This is a genomic window from Buchnera aphidicola (Thelaxes californica), assembly GCF_005080825.1.
Classification (GTDB): Bacteria; Pseudomonadota; Gammaproteobacteria; order Enterobacterales; family Enterobacteriaceae; genus Buchnera_I; species Buchnera_I aphidicola_V.
The window spans coordinates 335,120-353,376 of sequence record NZ_CP034852.1 but is presented as its reverse complement, the minus strand read 5'-3'; the positions used below and the strand labels follow the sequence as shown (position 1 = coordinate 353,376).

At 21.9% G+C, this 18,257-nt stretch carries 20 protein-coding genes; 7 read left to right on the top strand and 13 right to left on the bottom strand.

Annotated features, from left to right (window positions below; genetic code table 11):
• Nucleotides 1–59: 59 nt before the first annotated feature.
• Nucleotides 60–248: a carbon storage regulator CsrA gene (gene csrA / locus D9V80_RS01575; RefSeq protein WP_158353575.1), complete on the bottom strand. Its 189-nt coding sequence runs from the start codon at nucleotides 246–248 to the stop codon at nucleotides 60–62.
• 143 nt (nucleotides 249–391) lie between these two features.
• Nucleotides 392–3,025 (bottom strand): alanine--tRNA ligase, encoded by a 2,634-nt coding sequence (gene alaS / locus D9V80_RS01570; RefSeq protein ID WP_158353573.1) that lies wholly within the window; start codon nucleotides 3,023–3,025, stop codon nucleotides 392–394.
• Nucleotides 3,026–3,279: 254 nt separating this feature from the next.
• Here alaS and D9V80_RS01565 point away from each other — a divergent pair, with 254 nt between their 5' ends.
• Nucleotides 3,280–4,179, top strand: coding sequence for an RluA family pseudouridine synthase (locus tag D9V80_RS01565; RefSeq protein ID WP_187306483.1), 900 nt, complete (start codon nucleotides 3,280–3,282; stop codon nucleotides 4,177–4,179).
• 81 nt (nucleotides 4,180–4,260) lie between these two features.
• Here the strand turns inward: D9V80_RS01565 and aroQ are convergent, their stop codons facing one another.
• Nucleotides 4,261–4,719: a type II 3-dehydroquinate dehydratase gene (gene aroQ / locus D9V80_RS01560; RefSeq protein ID WP_158353568.1), complete on the bottom strand. Its 459-nt coding sequence runs from the start codon at nucleotides 4,717–4,719 to the stop codon at nucleotides 4,261–4,263.
• 256 nt (nucleotides 4,720–4,975) lie between these two features.
• Here aroQ and tldD point away from each other — a divergent pair, with 256 nt between their 5' ends.
• The gene (gene tldD, locus D9V80_RS01555; protein ID WP_158353566.1) at nucleotides 4,976–6,433 is read left to right on the top strand and encodes a metalloprotease TldD; all 1,458 of its coding nucleotides are present in this window, start codon (nucleotides 4,976–4,978) and stop codon (nucleotides 6,431–6,433) included.
• A gap of 139 nt (nucleotides 6,434–6,572) precedes the next feature.
• Here tldD and rplS read toward each other — a convergent pair whose 3' ends face one another.
• The 6 genes from rplS to D9V80_RS01525 form a co-directional block, all read right to left on the bottom strand.
• Nucleotides 6,573–6,917: a 50S ribosomal protein L19 gene (gene rplS / locus D9V80_RS01550; protein WP_158353564.1), complete on the bottom strand. Its 345-nt coding sequence runs from the start codon at nucleotides 6,915–6,917 to the stop codon at nucleotides 6,573–6,575.
• Nucleotides 6,914–7,627, bottom strand: coding sequence for a tRNA (guanosine(37)-N1)-methyltransferase TrmD (trmD, locus tag D9V80_RS01545; protein WP_158353561.1), 714 nt, complete (start codon nucleotides 7,625–7,627; stop codon nucleotides 6,914–6,916). The genes rplS and trmD overlap by 4 nt, the downstream gene beginning before the upstream one ends.
• A gap of 9 nt (nucleotides 7,628–7,636) precedes the next feature.
• Entirely contained in the window at nucleotides 7,637–8,143 is a 507-nt protein-coding gene (gene rimM / locus D9V80_RS01540) for a ribosome maturation factor RimM (protein WP_158353559.1), read from the bottom strand.
• A gap of 14 nt (nucleotides 8,144–8,157) precedes the next feature.
• Nucleotides 8,158–8,415: a 30S ribosomal protein S16 gene (gene rpsP, locus D9V80_RS01535; RefSeq protein WP_158353557.1), complete on the bottom strand. Its 258-nt coding sequence runs from the start codon at nucleotides 8,413–8,415 to the stop codon at nucleotides 8,158–8,160.
• A gap of 29 nt (nucleotides 8,416–8,444) precedes the next feature.
• Nucleotides 8,445–9,797, bottom strand: a complete 1,353-nt coding sequence (gene ffh / locus D9V80_RS01530; RefSeq protein ID WP_158353555.1) for a signal recognition particle protein — start codon at nucleotides 9,795–9,797, stop codon at nucleotides 8,445–8,447.
• Nucleotides 9,798–9,983: 186 nt separating this feature from the next.
• Nucleotides 9,984–11,123 carry a prephenate dehydratase domain-containing protein gene (locus D9V80_RS01525; RefSeq protein WP_187306482.1) on the bottom strand — a complete coding sequence of 380 codons (1,140 nt, stop codon included), beginning with the start codon at nucleotides 11,121–11,123 and terminating at the stop codon, nucleotides 9,984–9,986.
• A gap of 275 nt (nucleotides 11,124–11,398) precedes the next feature.
• Between D9V80_RS01525 and rplM the strand changes: the two genes are divergently transcribed.
• Nucleotides 11,399–11,830: a 50S ribosomal protein L13 gene (gene rplM, locus D9V80_RS01520; protein ID WP_158353551.1), complete on the top strand. Its 432-nt coding sequence runs from the start codon at nucleotides 11,399–11,401 to the stop codon at nucleotides 11,828–11,830.
• A 20-nt stretch (nucleotides 11,831–11,850) separates the two neighbouring features.
• Nucleotides 11,851–12,237, top strand: coding sequence for a 30S ribosomal protein S9 (gene rpsI, locus D9V80_RS01515; protein WP_158353549.1), 387 nt, complete (start codon nucleotides 11,851–11,853; stop codon nucleotides 12,235–12,237).
• An 89-nt stretch (nucleotides 12,238–12,326) separates the two neighbouring features.
• On the opposite strand, the gene cgtA is transcribed toward rpsI, so the two are convergent.
• From cgtA to D9V80_RS01495, 4 genes are all read right to left on the bottom strand, one after another.
• On the bottom strand, nucleotides 12,327–13,349 hold the full coding sequence (gene cgtA, locus D9V80_RS01510) for an Obg family GTPase CgtA (protein WP_158353547.1): 1,023 nt from the start codon (nucleotides 13,347–13,349) through the stop codon (nucleotides 12,327–12,329).
• 139 nt (nucleotides 13,350–13,488) lie between these two features.
• On the bottom strand, nucleotides 13,489–13,749 hold the full coding sequence (rpmA, locus tag D9V80_RS01505; protein WP_158353545.1) for a 50S ribosomal protein L27: 261 nt from the start codon (nucleotides 13,747–13,749) through the stop codon (nucleotides 13,489–13,491).
• Nucleotides 13,750–13,763: 14 nt separating this feature from the next.
• Nucleotides 13,764–14,075, bottom strand: coding sequence for a 50S ribosomal protein L21 (gene rplU / locus D9V80_RS01500; RefSeq protein ID WP_158353543.1), 312 nt, complete (start codon nucleotides 14,073–14,075; stop codon nucleotides 13,764–13,766).
• A 347-nt stretch (nucleotides 14,076–14,422) separates the two neighbouring features.
• Nucleotides 14,423–14,689: a BolA/IbaG family iron-sulfur metabolism protein gene (locus D9V80_RS01495; RefSeq protein WP_158353541.1), complete on the bottom strand. Its 267-nt coding sequence runs from the start codon at nucleotides 14,687–14,689 to the stop codon at nucleotides 14,423–14,425.
• A gap of 400 nt (nucleotides 14,690–15,089) precedes the next feature.
• Between D9V80_RS01495 and greA the strand changes: the two genes are divergently transcribed.
• The 3 genes from greA (at nucleotide 15,090) to ftsH (ending at nucleotide 18,227) form a co-directional block, all read left to right on the top strand.
• The gene (greA, locus tag D9V80_RS01490; protein WP_187306481.1) at nucleotides 15,090–15,569 is read left to right on the top strand and encodes a transcription elongation factor GreA; all 480 of its coding nucleotides are present in this window, start codon (nucleotides 15,090–15,092) and stop codon (nucleotides 15,567–15,569) included.
• 141 nt (nucleotides 15,570–15,710) lie between these two features.
• Nucleotides 15,711–16,346, top strand: a complete 636-nt coding sequence (locus tag D9V80_RS01485; RefSeq protein ID WP_158353539.1) for an RlmE family RNA methyltransferase — start codon at nucleotides 15,711–15,713, stop codon at nucleotides 16,344–16,346.
• Between the two features lie 60 nt (nucleotides 16,347–16,406).
• Nucleotides 16,407–18,227 (top strand): ATP-dependent zinc metalloprotease FtsH, encoded by a 1,821-nt coding sequence (ftsH, locus tag D9V80_RS01480; RefSeq protein WP_158353907.1) that lies wholly within the window; start codon nucleotides 16,407–16,409, stop codon nucleotides 18,225–18,227.
• Nucleotides 18,228–18,257: the final 30 nt, after the last annotated feature.

Genomic DNA, 18,257 nt, shown 5'->3' with positions numbered 1-18,257 from the left:
TCATTATAATGATTTTATTTGTTATATTTATATATTAATAAATGATAGACATTTGATGTTTATCGTTTATATTGTTTTTGATGTTTATTAAATTTAATTTTTTCATATATTTCTTCTCTATGAATAGAAATATTTTTAGGAGCATTTACACCTATACGTGTTTGATTGCCTTTCACACCTAGTACTGTGATAGTTATATTATCACCAATAATTAATGTTTCTCCTACTCTACGTGCTAAAATCAACATTTAGTGTATCCCTTTCATAATTTTTAAAAAAAAATAAAAGTAAATCATCTGTAAATTAATTTAATTAAAATTAAATAATTTAAAAATATAAATAGTATTGATTTAAAAAAAATATTATATATAAATTTTGTTGATTATTTATATTAACTTTTATTTTTCATTTTTTTCCATTTATGTATATTTAATATAACTTTTTCTATATCTTGAATATTTTTTCCTCCTCCAGATGCAGTACAATTATTTCCTCCTCCTTTTATATTAGTATTGATAATAATTTTTTGAAATATTTGATATGCATGTTCTTTTTGAATATAGTCATTACTGACTGAAACTATAATGGATATTTTATTTTTTGTACAATTAGTAAATATAATTATTAATTGTTTAGTACAATTTCGTATATCGTTAATCATAGTTTTAATAATTGAATGATTTTTTTCTTTAAAATGTTGAATTAATAAATTAATTGTTGAAGTGGTTATAATCTTGTTAATAATTTTTTCTTTTAATTTTTTTTGTTGAATTAATTCAAATTGTTTTAATTTTTTTTCTAGTATAGCATTTTTATTTAAAATAGATTTTATATTTTTAATGATGTTTTCATCATTGGTTAATAAAACTTTTTTTATTGAGTATAATAAATTTTCTTGTTTTTGATTGTATTTCACTGCTTGATTTTTTGTGATAGCTTCAATTCTGAAAATTTCTGATGCTATTTTTTTTCCTAAAATAATTTTAAAATATCCAATATCGCCTGTTTTTTTTACATGAGTACCACTACATAATTCTTGTGAAATATTTCCAATAGAAAGCACTCTTACTTTATTTCCATACTTTTCTTCAAAAAATGATAAAATATTCATTTTTTTTGCTTCTTGTAAAGTTGTAATAAAATTTGTTACTACAATATTTTTTTGAATGTAATAATTAACTAATTTTTCAATTTTAAAGATATCTTTTAATTGAATTTTTTTATAATAAGAAAAATCAAATCTTAAATAATTATGATTAATAAAAGAACCTTTTTGTTGGATAGAATTATCTATAAGAGATTTTAAAGCAGAATGTAATAAGTGAGTTGCTGTGTGATTAGCTTGAATTTGTTTACGATTTTTTTTATTAACTTCTGTTGTTACTACATCATTTATTTGTAAATAACCTTTTATTATTTTTCCAATATGTATAATACAAGAAGATATTTTTTTTGATTCACATACTTCAAAAATACCGTGTTTATTATATATTGTTCCACTATCTCCAATTTGACCTGCAGATTCTCCAAAAAAAGTAGTTTCATTTAAAATAATTGATGCTTTATCACCTATTTTAATTATTTTTTTTTGTTTACCTTCTATATTAATATGTATAATGGTACTTTTTATAATTAATTGATTATATCCTTGAAAAGTAGAATATATGTTTAATGGAAGATTTTCAGAATTTTTAACAAAAAATTTTTTGTTTTTTTTACTTTTTTCTTGTTGAATTTTCATTTTTTTTTGAAAAACTTGAAAATCGCATTTAATATTTTTTTCTTTACATATTTCTTTTGTTAATTCTTTTGGAAATCCAAAAGTATCATATAATTGAAAGATTACTGCACCATTTAATGTATTATTTTTAATTTTTTTTAATTCTTTATTAAGAATTTTAATACCAATATCTAAAGTTTCTAAAAATTTTGTTTCTTCTTGATATATTATTTTTTTAATTTTGTTTTCTTGTTCTATTAAAAGAATATTGTTATTTTTCATTACATGTATAACTATAGACACTAATTTATAAAAAAATAAACCATTTGCTCCTATTTTATGTCCATGTAAAATAGCTCTTCTTATAATTTTTCTTAAAATATATCCTCTACCTTCATTTGAAGGTAATATTTCACTAGCAAGGATAAATACTGCAGCACGAATGTGATCCGCAATAATTTTAATAGATGTAGTATTTTTTTTTTCTTTAATATGAATTATATCAATAATTTTTTGGATAATTTTTTGAAAGATATCAGTATCATAGCTAGATTTTACATTTTGTAAAACAGCACCAATTCTTTCTAAACCCATTCCAGTATCTATAGAATGTACAGATAAAGGAATAAAAGAATTTTTCAGAGACTGATAAAATTCCATAAATACAATATTCCAAATTTCTACACATGATTTTTGAATAAAGTGTATAATATTTTCATAATTTTTATTATAATCGGTGTATTGATAAAATATTTCTGTGCAAAAACCACAAGGACCAATTTTTCCCATTTGCCAAAAATTTTCATCATTTTCTTGTATCTTTTTTTTGTTTCCAAAAATAAAAATTTGATTTTTTGATTTAGGAAGAATTTTCTTCCAAATTTCATAAGATTTTTTATCGGCAGCATGTACAGATATCCATATTTTTTCAGGATTTAAATTTAACCATTTAATACTTGTAATAAATTCCCAAGCATAAATGATAGCTTGTTCTTTACAATAATCATTAAAACTAAAATTTCCTAACATTTCGAAAAAAGTATGATGATAATTTGTGTATCCAACATTTTCTAAATCGTTATGTTTTCCCCCTGTTCTTAAACAATTTTGAGTAGTAGCTATACGTTTAAACATCGATGTTTCATTACCTAAAAAAACATTTTTAAATTGATTCATTCCTGCATTTACAAACAATAATGAATTATCATTTTTAGGTACAATACTACTACCTGGTAGTATTTGATGTTTTTTTTGTTTAAAAAAATCTAAAAACATTGTTCTAATTTCGTGAATTTTGAGAAACATAATACTCCAATTAAATTAAAATTTTCTAATTTTAAATATTAAATTTTTTATGATAATTATTAATAATACAATTTCTATTTCAAATAGATAGCATATAATCAGTATATTAATGTAAATAAAATTTATTATATAATTTTTTATATATCCAATATATATTAATAAAATTGTTAAAGTAAATTATTTTTAGGTACAATTATGTTAAAAAAAAAATCTTAAAATTTACTATTTCTAATATTGTTTATAATTGTTATAGGTTGGATCAAATTTTAAATATTTATGACCAAACATATTCTCGTTCTTTTTTTAAGCAATGTATTAAAAATAATCAAGTATTAGTAAATAATAAAATTTGTACTAAACCTAGTAAAAAAGTGTTTTATGGAGATAAAATTTTATTAATTCATATAATTCAAAATATTAATAAATATAAGCTAAATCAATTGCAATTAAATATTGTGTATGAAGATGATTATATGCTGATTATTAATAAACAATCAGGTTTAGTAGTACATCCAGGAATTAAAAATTTATATGGTACTTTATTGGATATGCTAATTCAAAAATATCCGGATCTTCAATATATACCAAGAGGAGGAATTATTCATCGTTTAGATAAAAATACAACTGGATTAATGATTATTGCAAAAAAATTAGAATCTTATTTTTGGTTTAATTCACATATGAGAAGAAGAAAAATTTTCAGAGAATATGAAACTATTGTGTATGGTATATTATTAAAAAATAATACTATTATTAATAATATAATAAGACATCCTATTTATAAAACAAAAATGAGTGTTGGTATTATAGGAAAAAAAGCAGTAACTCATTATAAAATACTTAATAATTTTTTTTGTTTTACACATCTCAGAATAAATTTAGAAACAGGTAGAACTCATCAAATACGATTACATATGGAAAATATTGGGCATCCAATTTTAGGAGATCCTATATATTATAATAAAAAAAAAAAATCTTATTTTATAAAAAAATTAAATGTTAAAAAATTAATTCAAAATATTGAGAGACCATTACTACATGCTAAAAAAATTGTTTTTTTTCATCCATTAACAAAAAAAATAGTAAAAATAGAAATACCTCTTCCTGAGGATATGTGTGATTGTATAAAAAATATAATAAATTTTAAATTATAATATTGAAAGTTATAAATATTTTTTATTAGCACTTTTCTTTTAAAAAGAAAAGCGCATTATAATATTCATGTCAAAAACATTTTATTTTTTATTATTAGTTATTCTATTTATAATTGTTTTTAATGCCCACAGATATCCATCTATTCCAAATCCAGAAATTACTCCTTGAGAAATATCTGAAAACCAAGAATGAGATCTAAAATTATCACGTGCATAAATATTAGAGATGTGTACTTCAATAAATGGAATATCTATCGCTAATAAAGCATCCCTTAATGCAATACTAGAATGTGTAAATGCAGCAGGATTAAAAATAATATATCTAATTAGTTTTTCTTTAGCTGTATGTATTTTTTCAATTAGTAAATGTTCAGAATTAGATTGAAAATCTAAAAGATTAATATCATTTTTTTTTGCTTGTTTTTTTAAAATTTTAATAAGATCAATTAAAGTATATTTACCATAAATTTCAGGTTGTCGTGTTCCCAATAAATTTAGATTTGGTCCATTTATTAATAAAATGTTATTTTTTTTTTTCATATATATTCTCTTTTTAAAAAAATTTTATAATATATGTATAATATTTACATCAAAAGAAAATTATTTTTAATAATATTAATGAAATATCTACATATTCATATGATTTTATTATAAAATAAGCATTTGTAAATAAATTATTCTTATATTTTTATGTAAAATTGTTACACAAATAATTCATATTAGTTATTAATGTTATAAAAAATCATTTTGTAACATTATTTAATTTTTTTCTATAAACATATTTAAGTAGGTATCAATGAATAAAAGTAAAGTAATTAATTGTTTATTAACTAAAAATAATATTTGTGAAAATGATATTTTTTCAATATTAAATGACGCATATACCAAATATGTTGATTATTCTGATTTATATTTTCAAAATTCTGAGTCAGAAACTTGGGTTTTAGAAAATAAAATTGTAAAAGAAGGTATATATAATATTGATATAGGATTTGGAATGCGATCTATTTCTAATATTACTACTTCTTTTTCTTATTCTAATATTATTTCTTTAAATGCTTTACATAAAACTTTACAAATATTAAAGCAAAATAATACTACAAATACAATTAATCATATTAATAAAAAAAAAATAGATTCAATTTGTTCATACTATAGAAATAGTAATCCTTATAAAAGTTTAACAGAACCAGAAAAAATAAAAATATTATATGATATTGATCGAATTGCTCGTTCTACTGATTCTAGAGTATCTCAAGTGAATGCTGTTTTATCAAGTTTTTATGAAAATATTTTAGTTGCTTCTACTGATGGTAATTTAGCTACAGATGTTCGTCCTTTAATTAGTTTATCTATTCAAGTTGTAGTAGAATCAAATGGAAAGAGAGAAATGGGAAGAATGGGAGGAGGTAGGCGTGATAACTATACTTTTTTATTAAAAAAAAGTTCTTTATCCGGAGAGTTATTATTTGAAGAATGGACTAAAGAAGCAGTTCGCATTGCTTTAACACAATTATCATCTAAAGATGCTCCTTCAGGAATGATTCCTGTAGTTCTTGGATCTGGTTGGCCTGGTGTATTATTACATGAAGCAGTTGGTCATGGATTAGAAGGAGATTTTAATAGAAAAAAAATTTCTGTTTTTAGTAATAAAATTGGAAAAAAAGTAGCTTCGAGTTTATGTACTGTAGTTGATGATGGAACAATTTACTCTCGTAGAGGAACATTAAATATTGATGATGAAGGAGTATCTACAAAATATAATGTATTAATTGAAAATGGAATTTTAAAGTCTTATATGCAAGATAAATTTAATGCGCGATTAATGGGAGATTCAATTTCTACTGGTAATGCTCGTCGTCAATCTTATGCTTATCTTCCTATGCCAAGGATGACTAATACTTATATGCTTCCAGGTAACACTAATGTTTTAGATATTATAAATAGTGTTGATTATGGTATTTATGCTAAAAATTTTTCTGGAGGTCAAGTGGATATTACATCTGGAGATTTTGTTTTTTCCACATCTGAAGCATATTTAATATTACATGGAAAAATTATGTCTCCTATAAAAAAAACAATGTTAATAGGTTCAGGAATTGAAGTTATGAATAAAATTTCTATGGTAGGAAATGATTTAGCTTTAGATGAAGGTGTGGGAACATGTGTTAAAGAAGGTCAGAGTATTCCAGTAGGAGTGGGACAACCTACTTTAAAAATAGATGCACTTACTGTGGGAGGTACTAAAAAATAATCTTTTTAAAAAACTATGATTTAATAAAAATCTTAAGGAATATAAATATTGATTTATATAATAAAATAATTATGCAGTTAAATAAACTGCATGATTATTTAATAATTTTTTGAATATTATTTTTGAATATTATTTTTAATTACATTTTTTCTTTAATTCTTGCTGCTTTTCCTTTTCTATTTCTTAGAAAATATAGTTTAGCTTTTCTTACTGATCCTCTTCTGATAATATTAATGGTATCAATAACTGGAGAATACATTTGAAATACTCGTTCAATACCTTCTCCATTTGATATTTTTCTTACAGTAAAAGAAGAATTTAATTGTCTTTTTTTAATACTAATAACAATTCCTATAAATTTTTGAGTTCTTTTTTTATCTCCTTCTACAATCCATACATTAACTTCTATTGTATCTCCTGTATTAAAATGTGGAATTTTAATGTTCATTTGTTTTTTTTCAATTTTTTTTAAAATTAAATTCATAATTTACTCTTTGTTATTTTTTTATAATTTATATTTTTTAATAAATCAGGTCTTTTTTTTAATGTATTTTTGATTGCTGTTTGTATTTTCCATTCACAAATTTTTTTATGATTTCCAGATAATAGTATTTTAGGAACATGGATACCAGATATTTTTTTCGGTCGAGTATAATGAGGACAATCTAATATTCCATGAAAAAATGATTCTTCAATTAAAGATTGTTTTTTTTTAATTACTCCAGGAATAAATCTTGTAATAACATCAATTAGAACCATTGCTGCAAGTTCCCCTCCGCTTAATACATAATCTCCAATTGACCATTCTTCGTCAATTTCAGTTAATATTATTCGTTCATCAATGCCTTCATATCTTCCACATATTAAAATAAGTGTGTGGTTTTTCATTAACTCATCAATATTTTTTTGGTTAATTTTTTTTCCTTGTGGAGATAAATAAATAACTTTTATAGGTGTTTTACTTTTTAATTTTGAAAAATGTATTGCTCTTTTTAATGGAGGTGCTGTGAATATCATTCCAGCTCCTCCTCCATAAGGTCTATCATCTATATTTTTTCTTTTATTATTGGAAAAATTTCTTAATTGAATTAATTGTATTTGTAATTTTTTTTTATTTATTGCTTGTTTTGTTATGCCATAATTTATAATAGGATAAAACATTTCTGGGAAAATACTAATAATTTTTATATGCATTATTTTAATTTAATTATAATTTATTTTAATAATAATTTCTTTTTTATCTATATTAACTTTTTTTATTATTTTCTTATATATAAATGGAATATATATTTGTTTTGATTGTTTATTTTTTATAATTAAAAGATCATAAAATTTATTATTAACAATGTTTATTACTTCTCCAATGTATATACTAAATTCGTCGTAAACATTACATTTTATAATGTCTTTATAATAATATTCATCATTGGTTAATAATGGAAAACAATTATTTTGAACATATATTTCTTTTTTTTGAAAAAAAAAAGCTTGATTTCTATCGTTTATATTTTTTATTTTAATAATAAATTTTTTGTTATGTTTTTTCCAACTTTCTATGGAAATATCAACATATTGATGTTTTGTTTTTATAAACCAAGGTTGATAAAAAAATATATTTTTTTTGTTTTCTGTAAAAGATAAAAAATGCATCCAACCTAAAATTCCATAAGGAACAGTAATTTTTCCAGCAATAGTAAAATGATTGTTCATTATTTTGTTTAATTTTATATTATAATATTATTTTTTTTTGTTTTTTTAATTAAATATTTAGTACGATCTGAAAGTTGTGCTCCTTTTTGTATCCAATATTCTAATCTTTTTAAATTAATATGAATTTTTTCTTTTTCATTTTTACTAAATGGATTAAAAAAACCAATTTTTTCAATAAATTTTCCATCTCTAGGAGATTTACTATCAGCTATAATTATTTTATAAAATGGTTTTTTTTTGACTCCATGACGTGCTAATCTTATTTTAATCATTTTTACCTTTTAATTGTTCTATTAATAAATTATCGTTTACCTGAAAAAATATTTTTTATATTTTCAAAGATACTTTTTATATTTCCGGTTTTAACTTTTTTCATAATATTTTGTAAATATAAAAATTGTTTTAACATTATATTAATATCTTGAACTTTAGTACCAGAACCTAAAGCAATTCTTTTTTTTCTAGAAGATTTAATAATGTCTGGATCCATTTTTTCTGTATGATTCATAGATTGAATGATAGCAGAAAACTTTTTCAAAATGTTATTATTCATAGAATTCGGTGATTGATTTTTTAATACATCATTTTGAGGTAATCTATTTATTAAATTTACTATTCCTCCTGATTTGTTGATTTCTGTAATATGAATTAAAAAATCATTTAATGTAAATTTTTTTCCAGAATTAATTTTTTTTTTTAAATTATGGGATTGTTTTTTAGTAATTTTTCTTTCTATTTCTTCAATTATTGATATTGTATCACCCATTCCTAATATTCTATTTGCTATTTTTTCTGGATTAAACGCTTCGATGTCATCGACTTTTTCGCCTATTCCCATAAATTTAATTGGTTTTCCAGTCATTTCTTTTATAGAAAGTGCTACTCCTGCTCTAGCATTACCATCGATTTTTGTGATAACAATTCCAGTAATATTAATATTTTTACTAAACTGATTAATAATATTATGTGCATCTTGTCCAATCATAGCATCTATAGTTAATAATGTTTCAATTGGAGATATAGAATTATAAATTTGATTTAATTCTTTCATCATATTTTCATTAACATGCAAACGACCAGCAGTATCAAAAATGATTACTTCATACATTTTGTTTTTTACATATGATAAAGCATCTTGTGCTATTTGTAATGGATTATGTATTGTTAAAGGAGAAAAAAAATCCACTTGAATTTGCTCTGATAATACTTTTAATTGTTCTATTGCCGCAGGACGATGTATATCTAAAGATACTAAAAGTACTTTTTTTTTCTTATTTTTTTGAATATATTTTCCTAATTTTGCTGTTGTTGTTGTTTTTCCCATTCCTTGTAATCCTACCATTAATATTATTGCTGGAGGAATAGTGGAAAAATTTAAATGTTCATTTGTATTTTTCATACAATTAATAAGTTCTTGTTTTACTACTTTAATTAATTCTTGTCCAGGTGTTAATTCTTTGTTAAATTTTTTTCCTATAGATTGTAATTTTACTTTTTCTATGAAATTTTTTATTACTTCTAATGATACGTCAGCTTCTAGTAAAGCTGTGCGTACTTCTCTTAAAGTATTTTGAATATTTTGTTCTGTTAATCTTCCTGTATTAGAAATTTTATTTAAAATTTTATTTAAATGTTCAGTTAAAGTATTAAACATTTTTTTCTCAATTTTTTAAAATAAGAGGATAGTGTTAAATTTTTTTTATTTATTAAATATATTAATAAAATAGAATAAAAAATGTGATGTCTAAAATAAATAAATTTTTTATTTTTATGTTATTAATAATTTTAACTTAAAAAGTTATAAAGTATTATACTGATTTTTTTTGTTTGTGAAAACTTTTTATATATTATTAATTGGATAACAACCTAATATTTTTATAAAATCAACTATTTTTTTTATTTCTTTTATGAATTTAATGGTATTATTAGAATATAGATCATTTGTAATTTCTAAATAAAAAAATTTTTTTGTTGGTTTATGAATATTTATATGCGTTTGGAGTTTATGTATTACAATTGAATAACTTTTAAAAATTTTTAAGATTTCTAAAAAATTATTTATATTTTTATCTAATTTTAACACTATTGAAGTTTTCAGTGGAATATTTTTATGATTTTTTTTTAATTTTTTGGAAATGATTATAAATCGTGTTATATTTTTTTTTTGATTAGAAATATTTTTTTTAATTATTTGTAAACCATATAATTTTGCTCCTTCTTCACTTCCAATAACAGCGTTTGTAATGCAATTAGATTGCATAATTTTTTGCATACCATAAGAACTACTTGAAATTTTTTTAATATTCCAATGTGGAAATAATTGGATAAATTTATTACATTGTTTTAAAGGTTGATAATGTGAATATACATTTTTTATTTTATGAATATCAGATGTTTTTATAGATAATAAACAATGTTCTATTTTTAAATAGAATTCATTTATTATAAAAATATCATGTTCAAATAATAAATTAAATACTTCTTCAATGTCTCCTGAACTAGTATTTTCTAAAGGTAATATACCATAATGAGATTGATTTAATTCTACTGCACATACTATTTCTTTAAAGTTAGATAACATATTTAATTCATAATTTTTCAATTTATATTTATTATATTTTAATGCTGCAATATAAGAATATGATCCTTTTGGACCTAAAAGAGAAATTGTTTTATCATTTATTTTTTTATTAGATATAATTTTTAAAAATTTTTTTTGTTCTAAAACAGAATTTAAAATGATTAATTTGAATATTTTTAAAATTAATTGGGTATTTAATTTTTTTTGTTTTGAGATTTTTTCAATAAAACATAATAATTCTTTTTCTCTTTTTTCATCTCTTATTTTTAATTTTTTTTCAATTTTTTCTTTTGCTATCTCTTTTATAAGAGATTGTCTTTTAGACAACAATTCTATTATAGACTCATCTACTAAATTAATTTTTTTTCTTAATGATTTTAATATATTTGTTGTATTCATGGCCATAAACCCCTTAATTATAGTAAACATAATAAATATAACAATACATATGACATTAATGATGTTTATGTATTTATAATAATTTTTATTACAAGTTTAATTTTTATAATGTGTTCATTACGTGATAAATATAAATGTACTTTAATTATTTAATTGATCATGCTATTATTTTTAATAGTTTTGTACTATCTCTTTTCTTATTTTATAATAATTAGTTAATATAAATTTGATTATTTTAGTGTAATTATTTTTTTCAAAAAAAAGGTTGTGGATTAATGAAAACTTTTTCGGCTAAAAAAAATACCATAAAAAAAAAATGGTACTGTATAGATGCTCAAAACAAAATATTAGGAAGGTTAGCGACTACCATATCTATATATTTAAGAGGAAAACATAAACCAGAATATACGAAACATATAGATACTGGAGATTATGTTATTGTTGTTAATGCAAAAAAAATATTGTTGACAGGAAAAAAAAATATAAATAAAAAATATTATCACCATACTGGTTATATTGGTGGTATTAAACAAATTAGTTTTAAAGATATGTTAATCACGAACCCTGAAAGAATTATTTATCTTGCAGTCAAAGGCATGCTTCCTAAAAATTCTTTAGGAAGAGAAATGTTAAAAAAATTAAAAATTTTTTCTGATCATCAACATATACATTTTGCTCAAAATCCTCATGATTTATACATCACTTAAATATATATTAGGTAAATAATATGATAAAGCATTATGGAACAGGAAGAAGGAAAAGTTCTTCTGCTCGAGTATTTTTAGAAAAAGGAAATGGTAAAATTTTAATAAATAAACGTACTATTGAAACATATTTTCAAAAAGAAACTGCTCGAATGATTATTTTACAACCCCTTTTAGTTGTTGATATGATTAAAAATATTAATTTGTATATTACTGTAACAGGAGGAGGTATTTCAGGTCAAGCTGGGGCTGTGCGTCAAGGAATTGCACGAGCTTTAATTCAATATGATAGTGCTTTTCGAATTAAATTAAGAAAAGCAGGACTTGTGACACGTGATTCACGTCAAGTAGAAAGAAAAAAAGTTGGTTTAAGAAAAGCACGAAAAAAACCACAATTTTCAAAACGTTAATAAATAATATTTTTTTCAACACGAGATACATTTTTATCCGAGTTGAAAAAAATAAAAGTTATAAAAATATATGTATTTTTCAATGTTTTTTATATTTTTTGATTTAAAAAATTCCATAAATGATTACATAAATTTTTTATTCCAATTTGTTCTTTTGCAGAAATAAAAAAATATTTTTCTTTAATTTGATATTTTTTTAACATATTTTCAAATTGTATTTTTTGTTTTGTATTTGTAAATAAATCAATTTTATTAAAAACTAACCATCTAGGTTTTTTATATAAACTTAAACTATGTTTGTGAATTTCATTAGTTATCATTTCTATATTATTTATCGGATTAGAAAAATCTGTAGGAAATAAATCAACAATATGAATAAGAATTTTACATCTTTCGAGATGTTGTAGAAATTGTATTCCTAAACCCATTCCTTTATGAGCATTTTTAATTAGACCTGGAATATCTGCAATGACAAATTTTTTATTGTTTTTTTTTGGGCCAATATATACGACACCTAATGATGGAAATAAAGTAGTAAAGGGATAATCAGCAATTTTCGTATTAGATTTAGTAATACTTTGAATTAAAGTAGATTTTCCAACATTTGGCATACCTAATGTACCAACATCAGCTAAAAGTATTAATTTTAATTTAATTTTTTTACTTTCTCCTTTTTTTCCTAATGTTTTTTTATATGGGGTACGATTAGTAGAAGATTTAAATCGAACATTTCCTAAACCATGCCATCCTCCTTTAGCAATTAATAATTTTTCTTTTTTATTTTCTATTAAATCAGCGATTAAAATATTACTAGAATATTCTATAATTTGAGTACCAATTGGTACAGTAAGAATTAAATCTTTTCCTGTTTTTCCAGTACATTTTTTTGGTTGTCCTGGTTGACCATGTTGTGCTTGAAATTTTTTTTTGAATTTATATTCAATTAATGTGTTAATATTTTTATCTATTTTTATCCAAATATTTCCTCCATTTCCTCCATTTCCTCCATCTGGACCTCCTTTTGGAATATATTTTTCTCTTCTGAAACTAATACATCCGTCTCCTCCATTTCCGGCAGAAATGTCAATATCAACTTCGTCAATAAAATTCATTTGATTCCTTAATAAAAATTTTAAATTAATAAATTTTTGTTGTATATTAAAAAATTTTTTTAGTTCAATGTAAGATTTATATACTTAAATAAATACATTTATTGAGTGTAGTGATATTAATTAATGTTTAATTGGAGTATTATTTTGATTGAATTACATTTACGTAAGTGCGATATTTAACTCCTTTTTTTTTAAATTGAACAATTCCATTTTTTACTGCAAATAGTGTATGATCTTTTCCACATTGTACATTTAATCCTGGGTGAAATTTAGTTCCTCTTTGTTTCACTAATATATTGCCTGATATAACAAATTCCCCTCCAAATTTTTTTACTCCTAATTTTTTGGGGTTAGAATCTCTCCCATTTCGAGTAGATCCTCCAGCTTTTTTTTGTGCCATGTTGATTCCTTTTTTTAACCGTGAATTTTTGTAATACGTATTTTAGTAAATAATTGTCTATGACCTTGTTTTTTTTTATAATGTTTTCTTCTTTTAAATTTAATAATATTGATTTTTTTTGATTTACCATGTTCATCAATTATAGCATGTATATATGATTTTTTTAAAAATGGAGTTCCTATTTTTTTGTTTGTTTCATCATTTATCATTAATATTTTTTTTATTTTAATGGTTGAACCTATTCTTATATTTAATTTTTCTATTTTTATTATTGATCCTTCAGATACTTTATATTGTTTTCCACCACTTGTAAAAACAGCGTACATAATTTTTTATTCCTTTTTTAATAAAAAATAGCAATAATTTATTTATTTTGATTTATATATATTATTGTTAAATAATTTTAAGATAATGATTTTCAAAATTGTATATAAATAAAAAAAATCATATACTCTATATGATTTTTTTTAAATAAATATTTTATTTTTTATTAATTTTATTGTAGTTAAAAGTACAAAATTTTTGTAATTATTTTTATATATTTCATAAAATAAATTTTTTATTAAAAATAATAATTTTATTATAACAATTACTTTTTAATATTTAAATATATAATAAAATTTAATGAAAATATTGTGTATTTTCATTATAGAATATATTTATAAATATTATTTTATTTTTTATGTTTATTCGCATTATTTATATAATTATTTTTCCATTCTATAAGAGAATATGCATTGATACTAACAGCATGTATGGTTTGATTAATTATATATGGAGTTAAAATATTATATATGGTTTTTTCTCTTTGCATAGTATTCATATTGTTAAATATATCACCGATTGCGATAATTTTTATATGTTGATTATTTCCTTCAATATAGATGTCACTTAATGGTATTTTTTTTTTTAATAATATTTTAATATCTTTAATTTTCATTTTGTAATATAAACTTAAATTGTGGATGGAAATAAAAAATTTTTAATTAAAAATTATATATCTTTTTTAGCTATACATTATAATAATCATAATTCTGATATTTTTAACAATATATAATTGTTTATATAGTATAAATCAAAAAAAAGTTATTAGGTATTATCTTAATTATTTTATTTATGTTTGTAAAATAAAAAATTTTTTTATATATTTAATTAAATATAATCTATACATAATTTTTTTGAAAAATATATTAACGAAGTTAATAACTTTATTATATTTAAATATGAAAATTCCATTTTTTAATAAAATAAATTGTATTAATAACATTGAAATTGTTATTATTAATATAGTTAATTTGAATTATTCTATATTTAATAGAATAGATTAAGGAGAATATAGTATGATAGAACACATTCCTATTACAATTTCTGGAGAAATAAAACTGTTAAATGAATTATATGAATTAAAAAAGAATCAAAGACCTAAAATTATTAATGCAATTCAAGAAGCAAGAAAACATGGCGATTTAAAAGAAAATGCAGAATATCATGCTGCTCGTGAAGAACAAGGATTTTGTGAAAGTCGTATTAGATATATTGAAACAATTTTATCTAAAGCTCATATTATAGACATAAAAAAAATTAGTAATACAGGAAGAGTAATTTTTGGTTCTACAGTTACAATTTATAATATTGATGAAAAAAAAAAATTTGTATACCGTATTGTAGGGGATGATGAATCTAATTTCAAAAAAAAATTAATTTCTATTAATTCTCCTGTTGCTCGAGCGTTAATAGGGAAAGAAATTGATGATATCGTTTTAGTAAAAACTCCTAGAGGAATAGTAAAATATCAAATTTTAATGATACAACATGTTTAATCATTTCAAAAAATTTTTTATACATAAAAATGTTTATCATTCTTATGTTTATTTTACAATGTAAACATATTTATCTTAAAATATTTTATTAAAAATCTTTTTAATGATATTAGTATTTTTATTTATAAAAAAATTAGTAAAATTATGAAAAAAAAACGTTCTAAAAGTTCTAAAAAATGGTTAAAAAAACATTTTAATGATATATATGTTCAAAATTCTCATAAAAATCAATTACGTTCTAGAGCATGGTTTAAGTTAGATGAAATAAATAAAATGACAAATTTATTATATAATAAAAAATGTGTAGTAGATTTAGGAGCTGCTCCTGGGGGATGGTCTCAATATGTTTCACATCAATTTTTAAATAAAAAAAATAGTGAAATTATAGCTTGCGATAGAATAAATATGAAAAAAATAGATAAGGTAATTTTTATGCAAGGAGATCTGACAAATCATCTCTTTTTGAAACAATTTTTAAATTATGTATGTAATAAAAAAGTAGATTTATTAATTTCTGATATGGCTCCTAATATAACAGGAATATCATCTATAGATATACCAAATTCTATTTTTTTAGCTGAACTAGCATTGAAAATTACAAAATTAATTCTTATTAAAGAAGGTTTATTTTTAGTAAAAATATTTCAGGGTACAGGCGTTAATCAATATTTAAATTTGATGCGTGAACATTTTTTTCATGTAAAAATATGTAAACCGAAATCTTCTAGTGCTTGTTCTCGTGAATTTTTTATTATTGCAGGTAATAAAAAAAAATAATTTTTTTTATCTGTTTTTATTTACATCATTAATAATAATGAGGTTACTTTTTTGAATGATATAACTAAAAGTTTAGTTTTTTGGTTATTAGTTTCAGTATTTTTAATATCTATTGTTCATACTTTTAATTTAAATAATTTACCCGTTAAGACAGTAAATTACTCTAATTTTATATCAGATATTGATCAAAATAAAATTTATCAAGTTTTTATTAATAAACATGCAATTCAAGTAATGAAAAAAGATAGAAGTCAATATAATACATTTGTTCCTATAAATAATTCAAAATTATTAGATACTTTATTATATAAAAAAATTAAAATAGTTGGCATGACTCCAGAACATTCTCATTGGTTATCTGAATTGTTTATGTCGTGGTTTCCTATGTTATTATTAATAGGATTTTGGTTCTTTTTTATGAAACAATTACAAATAGGAAGTGGAGGAAAAGGAGCATTTTCTTTTGGAAGAAGCAAAGCAAAAATGTTACAAGAAAATGCAATTAAAATTACTTTTAAAGATGTTGCGGGTTGTGATGAAGCAAAAGAAGAAGTACAAGAATTAGTTGAATATTTAAAATATCCTGAAAAATTTCAAAAATTAGGAGGAAAAATACCTAAAGGAATTTTAATGATTGGTTCTCCAGGAACAGGTAAAACACTATTAGCAAAAGCAATTGCAGGAGAAGCTAAAGTTCCTTTTTTTACAATTTCTGGAGCTGATTTTGTGGAAATGTTTGTTGGAGTAGGTGCTTCAAGAGTACGAGATATGTTTGAACAAGCTAGAAAAAAAGCACCTTGTATTATTTTTATTGATGAAATAGATGCTGTGGGAAGAAAAAGAGGTACGGGTTTAGGAGGAGGAAATGATGAACGAGAACAAACATTAAATCAAATGTTAGTAGAAATGGATGGTTTTGAAAAAAATGAAGGAGTAATTTTAATTGCAGCTACCAATAGACCTGATGTTTTAGATACTGCTTTATTAAGACCAGGTAGATTTGATAGACAAGTTATGGTATCTCTTCCTGATATCAAAGGAAGAAAAAATATTTTAGATTTACATACTAAAAAAGTTCCTTTACATAGTGATGTAGATTCTATGATTATTGCTCGAGGAACTCCTGGATTTTCTGGAGCTGATTTAGCTAATTTAGTTAATGAAGCAGCTTTATTATCTGCTCGTTCTAATGCCATAGTTGTTTCTATGTCTGCTTTTGAAAAAGCAAAAGACAAATTGTTATTGGGAACTGAAAGAAAATCGATGGTAATGAGTGAATTACAAAAAGAAGCTACAGCATATCATGAAGCAGGACATGCTATTGTAGGAAAATTAGTTCCTGAACATGATCCTACACATAAAGTAACTATTATTCCAAGAGGAAAAGCATTAGGGGTAACATTTTTTCTTCCTAAAGAAGATTCTTTAAGTATTAACAGAAGGAAGTTAGAAAGTCAAATTTCTACATTATATGGTGGCAGATTGGCTGAAGAAATTATTTATGGAAAAGAATGTATATCAACTGGTGCTTCAAATGATATAAAAATAGCAACTAACTTAGCTCGTGATATGGTGATGAAATGGGGGTTTTCAGAAACATTAGGACCTCTTTTATATTTAAAAGAAGAAGAAGATTTTTTTTTAGGTAAAGATGTTTCTAGAGTACAGTATATATCTGAAAAAACATTAAGAATTGTTGATGAAGAAATTAGATTAATTATACAAAAAAATTATGAAAGGGCAAAAAATATTTTATTTGAAAATATTGATATATTACATGCTATGAAAGATGCTTTATTAAAATATGAAACTATTGAATCTATACAAATTGAAGAATTAATGAATAGAAAACCACTTACTCCTCCTTTTGAAATACAGTAATGAGTTTATTAAACAAATTTAATTTGAATT